Origin of the sequence: Undibacterium sp. TC9W, assembly GCF_049339865.1 — a bacterium.
Classification (GTDB): domain Bacteria; phylum Pseudomonadota; class Gammaproteobacteria; order Burkholderiales; family Burkholderiaceae_D; genus Undibacterium.
The window spans coordinates 1-255 of sequence record NZ_JBMPPJ010000103.1 but is presented as its reverse complement, the minus strand read 5'-3'; the positions used below and the strand labels follow the sequence as shown (position 1 = coordinate 255).

At 54.9% G+C, this 255-nt stretch carries 1 protein-coding gene; it reads right to left on the bottom strand.

What is annotated here, in order from left to right:
- Window positions 1-255: hypothetical protein (locus ACO0LN_RS30425; protein WP_422980519.1), on the bottom strand; the 255-nt coding region annotated here is incomplete at both ends.

The window sequence follows — 255 nt, the reverse complement described above, 5'->3', positions numbered from 1 at the left end:
TACCTGTACCCAGGTTGATCGTGTCTGTAACAACGCGGGCAACTGCAGTCGCTGTGGACTGTGCATTCAGGTTCACACCGTTTTCTGTCACGTTGTAAGTACCGGCAACATAGTTACCCAGCAATACCACGCGGTCAGCACCAGCACCCAGGCTCAGGAAGTTGGCGCCACGGGCCAGAGTCACGTCCAGAGCAGATTGTGCTGTCAATGCGCCTGCATCGATCGATACACCAACAGTGGCGTTAGCAACGTTGA